7 protein-coding genes are annotated in these 6,109 nt (G+C 49.1%); 2 read left to right on the plus strand and 5 right to left on the minus strand.

Features of this window, described 5'->3' with window-relative positions; genetic code table 11:
* Positions 1-19 precede the first annotated feature (19 nt).
* Both AC5JLB_RS13560 and acsF read right to left on the minus strand, forming a co-directional pair.
* Positions 20-679 (minus strand): hypothetical protein, encoded by a 660-nt coding sequence (locus AC5JLB_RS13560; RefSeq protein WP_495874361.1) that lies wholly within the window; start codon positions 677-679, stop codon positions 20-22.
* Positions 680-828: 149 nt separating this feature from the next.
* A complete protein-coding gene (gene acsF / locus AC5JLB_RS13565) occupies positions 829-1,905 on the minus strand; it encodes a magnesium-protoporphyrin IX monomethyl ester (oxidative) cyclase (protein WP_495874362.1) in 1,077 nt (358 codons plus the stop codon).
* A 249-nt stretch (positions 1,906-2,154) separates the two neighbouring features.
* Between acsF and AC5JLB_RS13570 the strand changes: the two genes are divergently transcribed.
* The gene (locus AC5JLB_RS13570; protein WP_495874363.1) at positions 2,155-2,637 is read left to right on the plus strand and encodes an NINE protein; all 483 of its coding nucleotides are present in this window, start codon (positions 2,155-2,157) and stop codon (positions 2,635-2,637) included.
* A gap of 76 nt (positions 2,638-2,713) precedes the next feature.
* Here AC5JLB_RS13570 and AC5JLB_RS13575 read toward each other — a convergent pair whose 3' ends face one another.
* Entirely contained in the window at positions 2,714-3,532 is an 819-nt protein-coding gene (locus AC5JLB_RS13575) for a DUF2996 domain-containing protein (protein WP_495874364.1), read from the minus strand.
* Between the two features lie 90 nt (positions 3,533-3,622).
* Between AC5JLB_RS13575 and AC5JLB_RS13580 the strand changes: the two genes are divergently transcribed.
* Positions 3,623-4,447 carry an alpha/beta fold hydrolase gene (locus tag AC5JLB_RS13580; RefSeq protein WP_495874365.1) on the plus strand — a complete coding sequence of 275 codons (825 nt, stop codon included), beginning with the start codon at positions 3,623-3,625 and terminating at the stop codon, positions 4,445-4,447.
* A gap of 47 nt (positions 4,448-4,494) precedes the next feature.
* Here the strand turns inward: AC5JLB_RS13580 and AC5JLB_RS13585 are convergent, their stop codons facing one another.
* Positions 4,495-4,770 carry a DUF1816 domain-containing protein gene (locus AC5JLB_RS13585; RefSeq protein WP_495874366.1) on the minus strand — a complete coding sequence of 92 codons (276 nt, stop codon included), beginning with the start codon at positions 4,768-4,770 and terminating at the stop codon, positions 4,495-4,497.
* A gap of 218 nt (positions 4,771-4,988) precedes the next feature.
* Positions 4,989-6,109: 23S rRNA (guanosine(2251)-2'-O)-methyltransferase RlmB (gene rlmB, locus AC5JLB_RS13590; RefSeq protein WP_495874367.1), on the minus strand; the 1,121-nt coding region annotated here is incomplete at its 5' end.

Below are 6,109 nucleotides of genomic sequence, written 5' to 3' on the forward strand. Positions count from 1 at the left end.
AGTCAATTTGATCGCCCTTTCAAGGCATCCATTCCAAACCTATTCCAATGCGATCGTCGCGCTCCTGCCGAGAATTCTGCCGCTGAAGATCAGTCGAAATTCTTAAGTGATGCGTTACCGCATACCCAAACGAAAGCGTTGAGAGTCCGACCTCCGAATCACTTCCGGGAGCCACCCAACTTTGGCTTAACGCAATATCTGCTCCGCCGCCTCGCGACAGTACGAGTAGAACCCGAACTCCTAAAGTTGCGCCGCTTGTAGAGTATCGATCGGTTTCTAGATGCCGATAGCCAACCACCGGAGCGACATTGACATAGCTTCCTAGAGGACGCAAATAGTAGTTTAAGTTCGCACCGATCGCACTTCGTCCCTTAAACGTTGTTTGATAGTCTCCGCTTAGGGTCAGTCGAGTTTTACCAACCCTCAGATCTTCAATGCCCAGAGCCAGCCCTGGATCGTCTTCTGGTGAAAATCGCAAATATCCTATCCGCGCCCGAGTCCGAAAGCTGGGATCATTCTGAATGTCATCAGCCACTGTTGGAACTTCTTTTAACCATCGTTGCAGCACAGGGCTATTTTGAATGATTTGAGGATCCAGATCGATTGAGGTTGGTTCATCTCCCAACGCTGGACTTGTTCCCACTAATACTCCTAGCCATGCCAATAAAACTCGTTTCATCCGCGCTCCGCACTCAGAACCTGCATCCAACCTGATGCATAATACTGACTGTTGCGTGTTCTATCCAACACAATTCTCGAAGCTTTAAATTAAAAAAGCGGCTCTGACTTAACAGAACCGCCATCACCAAGGGGTAACTTGGATTGGTCTTAACGAACTTTTCCGTGTGCCGAAACCATATCAATCGGCTTGATGGTGTACAGTTTCAACAACTGCCAACCGTTAGAGAAATAGTACGGTAACTTCTGAAGCGTTTTTGTGATTTTGGAGCCTTGCTTAGCTGCGATCGCGCTCAATTTCTCGTTGTTCTGAACGCAGGTTTCCAGTCGCTTGTAAAAATCTGGATGCTTCACGTTTAAAGTGACGGGGAAGACGCGACCAGCGGTTTCATTGGTCTTCTCAATTACTTCATACTCAAACTCGCGGGTGTTCAAGCCCAGCGACTCGTAGAAGCCTGAGCGCTGAATATCGTTCAAGTACATCGTCGCGAACACAGACAGCAGGAAGAAACGACACCACAACTTCGCTTTCCAGTCATTTAGAAACTGAGGCTGGGCACGCATAACAGCATCAAAGAAGTCGCCGTGGCGATTCTCGTCCTGACACCAGTTATCAAAGAATTTGAAAATAGGATAGAGCCGATCTTCAGGGTGCTGATCGAGATGATGGAAAATTGTGATGTAGCGCCAGTAGCCGATCTTCTCAGACAAGTAGGTGGCATAGAAGATGAACTTCGGCTTGAAGAAGGTGTATTTACGGCTCTTGGTCAAGAAGCCCAAATCTAAAGACAGATTGAAGTCTGACAAGGCTTTGTTTAAGAAGCCTGCATGACGGGCTTCATCCCGTGCCATTAACGCAAACCCTTCAGCCAAGAGGGGATGACGGTCTTTGAGCTTGCGAGACAGTTCTTTGTAGAGTAAGAAGCCAGAAAACTCCGCTGTGCAAGAGCGTTCTAGAAATTCCACAAACATTTTGCGGGTTTCACCATCAATATGATCCCAGGATTGCTCGAACTCAGCATCCCGCACAAAGTGATGGCGATTGTAGTCGGTGCGAAACTCTTGGAGGAGCGCCCGAATCTCATCTTCGTTGCACGATAGATCCATTCTCGCCATCTCTTCAAAGTCGGTGGTGTAAAACCGAGGCGTCAGAATGGTTTCTTTCGCTGGAACTTTGATTCCAGGGCGCAGTTCTTCAAAGCTAGGTTTTTTAAGGGAATCTACCATGAGTATCCGATCGCTCTTGATAAGGGTTTCCTCTGGCAAAGTGGCGATAAGTCCACCACAGAGTACGAGTTACGTCCCTCAGTGTACCAAGCTTGCAGCAACGAAATTCTGCGATCGCGTTAAGACTTGCAACAGATATTTACATTTCTCAATAGAGAGTTTCAGGGCTTGCAGTGTCAGATTCTGGCGAATCCTGCGTAAAGTTTTTATGATGATTCATAGTAGTCTCTAAAGCGTCACTGAGAATCTATGAACAAAGTTGGCACGACCTATGTTCTATGGTTAGGAGGACTGCTAGGCTTTGCAGGACTACACCGCTTGTATAACGGCGAAGTCCGCACAGGTTTGCTATGGCTGTTTACCTGGGGATTATTTGGGGTCGGTCAGTTGGCCGATCTAATTTTCATTCCAAAGATGGTGGAGTCGCATAATGCTCGGCTGGGTAGCGGTCAGGGAACTGTGCCTCAAATTCAGGCAGTTGCGCTTGCCCAAACTCCGATCGCAGACCCATTGGGGCTTCGCTTCTCGAAGCAGCAGATCCTGATCGATTTGTTGAAAGCAGCGGATGCCAGAGGCGGCAAACTCTCAGTTACGCAAGGGGTAATGGCAACCGGAATCGGATTTATTGAGATCGAAGCTCTGCTGGGAGACATGCTAAAGAGCGGGTATGTCGAGGTCAGCAACGATCCCGAAACCGGGATTGTTTTATACGAATTCAAAGAATTATCGTAGCCGTTGAATCCCTATATCCCTTCATGAAAAAGCGCGATTAGATTTCTAATCGCGCTCCATTGTTTTTAGAATTCCCTTAATTTCTCGCGAGCCATTTCTGTCCGTTGAGACGCTGCACCGCTCCATAGACCAGCAGATCTAACGTGACTCGGCGCTCATCGATGAGAAAAGATTCCATGGTGCTGAAGCGATCGCTTTCTGCACAAGAAAATCCTTTCAATCCATTAATAGTTTCATCGAAGAAGAAGATATTGAATTCTCGCAATTGCTTTTGATTGGATTGCCACTTGCCAACAATCTGCCAGCATTCCGGAGACTGATTGTAGCCTTTAATCGGAATTTTGCGCTTTTCAAACGTGAGATCGAGCGACGTTGCGCCCATCGTTTCGAGTCCTTTCTTCAACGCAGGAATATAGTGTTGCTGGATAAATTCGGTAAACGGCTTATCTTCTAGCGCGGGCGGCTTCTCTTTTTTGGCTTTAGCTGGTTTCTCGCCATCTGCCGCCGCTTTGGCCTTAGCCGCAGGCTTTTCACCATCTGCCGTCGCCGCTCTGGCAGCTTTCGCCTTGGCCGCGGGTTTTTCAGCATCCGGTGAGCTGTCAGCTGTCTCTTCGGACGTCTCTACCGCTGCTTTCACGGCTTTATCGGATGGAGAATCCGGCTTTGTGGTTTTCGCAACTTTTGGAACCGTTGCGTTAGGATTGTCCTCAGCATTTACAGCGTCGGGATCAGGCGCATTCGCAGTCGGAATATCGGTAGTGGCAGGATCGCCTGTGCCCTTAGTATGTTCGTCTACAACATCTGGTGCCATCTGAGCAGTTGAGTCTATCTGCTTGGTGGTTGTAGGCGGCTTGGTTTCCGCATCGTCTGGGCGCTTGGTCTCTTCGTCTGACATGGCTCACAATCCTTTCATTGAGCAATTCGATTCAATGATAGCGAACTGTGGAGCCTGAAAGATGAGGGTTAGCGGATAGGAGGGAATAGATTGGAGCTAAATGTAACAGTTGAAGGTCAGGGATATCCAATTTTATGTCTACATGGGCATCCGGGATCGGGGCGCAGTATGCGGGTGTTTACTCAGCATCTTTCTAAGCGATTTCGGACGATCGCGCCGGACTTGCGGGGCTATGGTCAAAGTAAGACGCGTCAAGACTTTGCCATGACGGATCATCTGAACGATTTGGAGCGGGTACTTGATCGCTATGCCATCGATCGCGGTCTCATTTTAGGCTGGTCATTGGGTGGAATCTTGGCGTTGGAACTGGCCGTCAAATATCCAGAACGGTTTAGCGGCCTCATTCTTGTTGCAACGGCAGGGCGCCCGTGGAGCGATCACCCGCCCGTGAGTTTACAGGATAATGTGTATACCGGGATCGCGGCGCTTCTCAACTCGATCAAGCCAGGATGGGATTGGAATATCGAAACTTTTGCGAAGCGATCGCTGTTTCGCCACTTGATTCAGCAGCATACGCCGTCTGCCTATCAATACATTGCAGACGACGCCATTTACGCGTTCCTAAATACGTCGCCAGCAGCAAACCGGGCGCTCAATACAGCGATGCGAGGAGGCTACACTCGCGTTCAAGGATATGAAAAGATTGATTGTCCGTGTCTGATGCTGGCAGGAGAAGCGGATCGGCACATCAGCGCGATCTCTAGCCTAGAAACGGCGAAAGCCTTGCCAAACTGTGAGTCAAAGGTTTACCCGAATACTGCGCATTTGCTGCCGTGGGAGATCCCGACTCAGATTCTAGAAGATATTGATCACTGGCTGGAGTGGCATCCAGAGGCGATTAGCACAACTGCATAGAACTTGCAGAAGAGAACAAACCCCTCATCAGATGCTTGTTGTCTCTCTTAAAACTGACCGCTCAAAATTCCAGAGGGCACTACGCGATCGTTTTTGTCATCGTACACGGTTAAGTTCTTCGGCTTGCATCGCATTACTTTGGCAGTAATGTTTTGTGCCCCTTCGCGCTCTAAATCTTCCAGGTATCCACCTTGACTCGACGCTGCCATTTTCTGCGCCGGGAACGGGCCAAAATAGTAGATGCAGCGCGGATTTTCTGTTCTAATTTCAACCCACCAAGCCAGGCCGACCGCATCTAGAAGAGTTGTCAGAAGTTCGTTCATAAGATCAAATGCCACTTACATTACAGAACTGTTTGTGAACGTTTTGAAGTTTGCTCAAAAACTCAGTGCTACGTTTCACACTAAACGAGGTTGCCCAAAAAAACCTCTGCTCTACTATGACTTGCAAACGAAATGCAAGCACAGGTTTCTTTATACTGCCTTGCATTTCGTTTTGCAATCGTCTTTGTGTCCAAATCATGCGGGGATCGCATTGGAGATCATGTTGTCTTGACTGAATCAAGATGAATCGTAGTTGTCCAACGTTGCCGAAACACCTCGTAGAGCGTCATTCCTGCGGCAACCGAAGCATTTAGGCTAGGAGTCTCACCTTGTAAGGGGATAGACACTAGGATATCGCAACTTTTTTGAGTAAGAAGATTTAATCCTTCTCCTTCCGCACCAATCACTAAAACAGAAGCTTTGGCAAATTTCACAGTATGAATTGGCTGACTGGTTTCGGCGGCGGTTCCATAAATCCAGAACCCAGCTGCTTTGAGATCATCTAAAGCTCGAGCAAGGTTAACAACTCTTGCGATCGGAAGCTTGTCTAGCGCACCTGCTGCCACTTTCATCACAGTAGAAGTGACACCCACAGCACGACGCTGGGGAATGACGAGTCCTTGCGCTCCTAGCGCTTCAGCCGTCCGAACAATTGCCCCTAAATTGTGGGGATCAGTAATGCCATCGGCGACAATGATTACAGGCTGATCGGTAGCGGCTTTTGCCTGCTCGATCAGATCGCTTAGCTCCAAGTATTCATGGGCTGCTACTTGAGCGGCGATGCCTTGATGATTCGCGCGATGAGTAATTTGATCCAATCGCTGAGGGGAAACTTCATCGATCACGGCACCATTCGCTTTCGCTTGATTCAGCAACCCATGAAAGCGGCTGTCATACCGGAGCCTAGAAGTAACCCAAATTTTGTTTAAGGTGCGATCGCCCTCCAAGGCAGATAAGAGCGTGTGGCGTCCATACAGCAGATCGAGAGATTCTTCTGCTTCTGCAAACGGTGAACCAACCTCGGCATCTAAGGCGCGATCGTAGTCTCGTTTGTTGGCACCGCTAAAGCTTCCGTAGCGACTCTCTTTGCCTTCGCGAAACTCTCGCCCGGGTTTACCAAATTGTCGATCGCCAGAACTTGGGCGAGAATCGCCCTCAAATCGTCGCTCTCGTGACCCACTCCGATGTTCATCCCGGTCAAATCGCTTGCCGCCACCCGTCTCAGGTCGCCGATCTCGCGATTCAGGACGGGTCGAGCGCTCAGGTTTACCAAATCGTCGATCACCAGAACTTGGGCGAGAATCGCCCTCAAATCGTCGCTCTCGTGACCCACTCCGAT

The sequence above is a fragment of the Myxacorys chilensis genome (genome assembly GCF_059505265.1).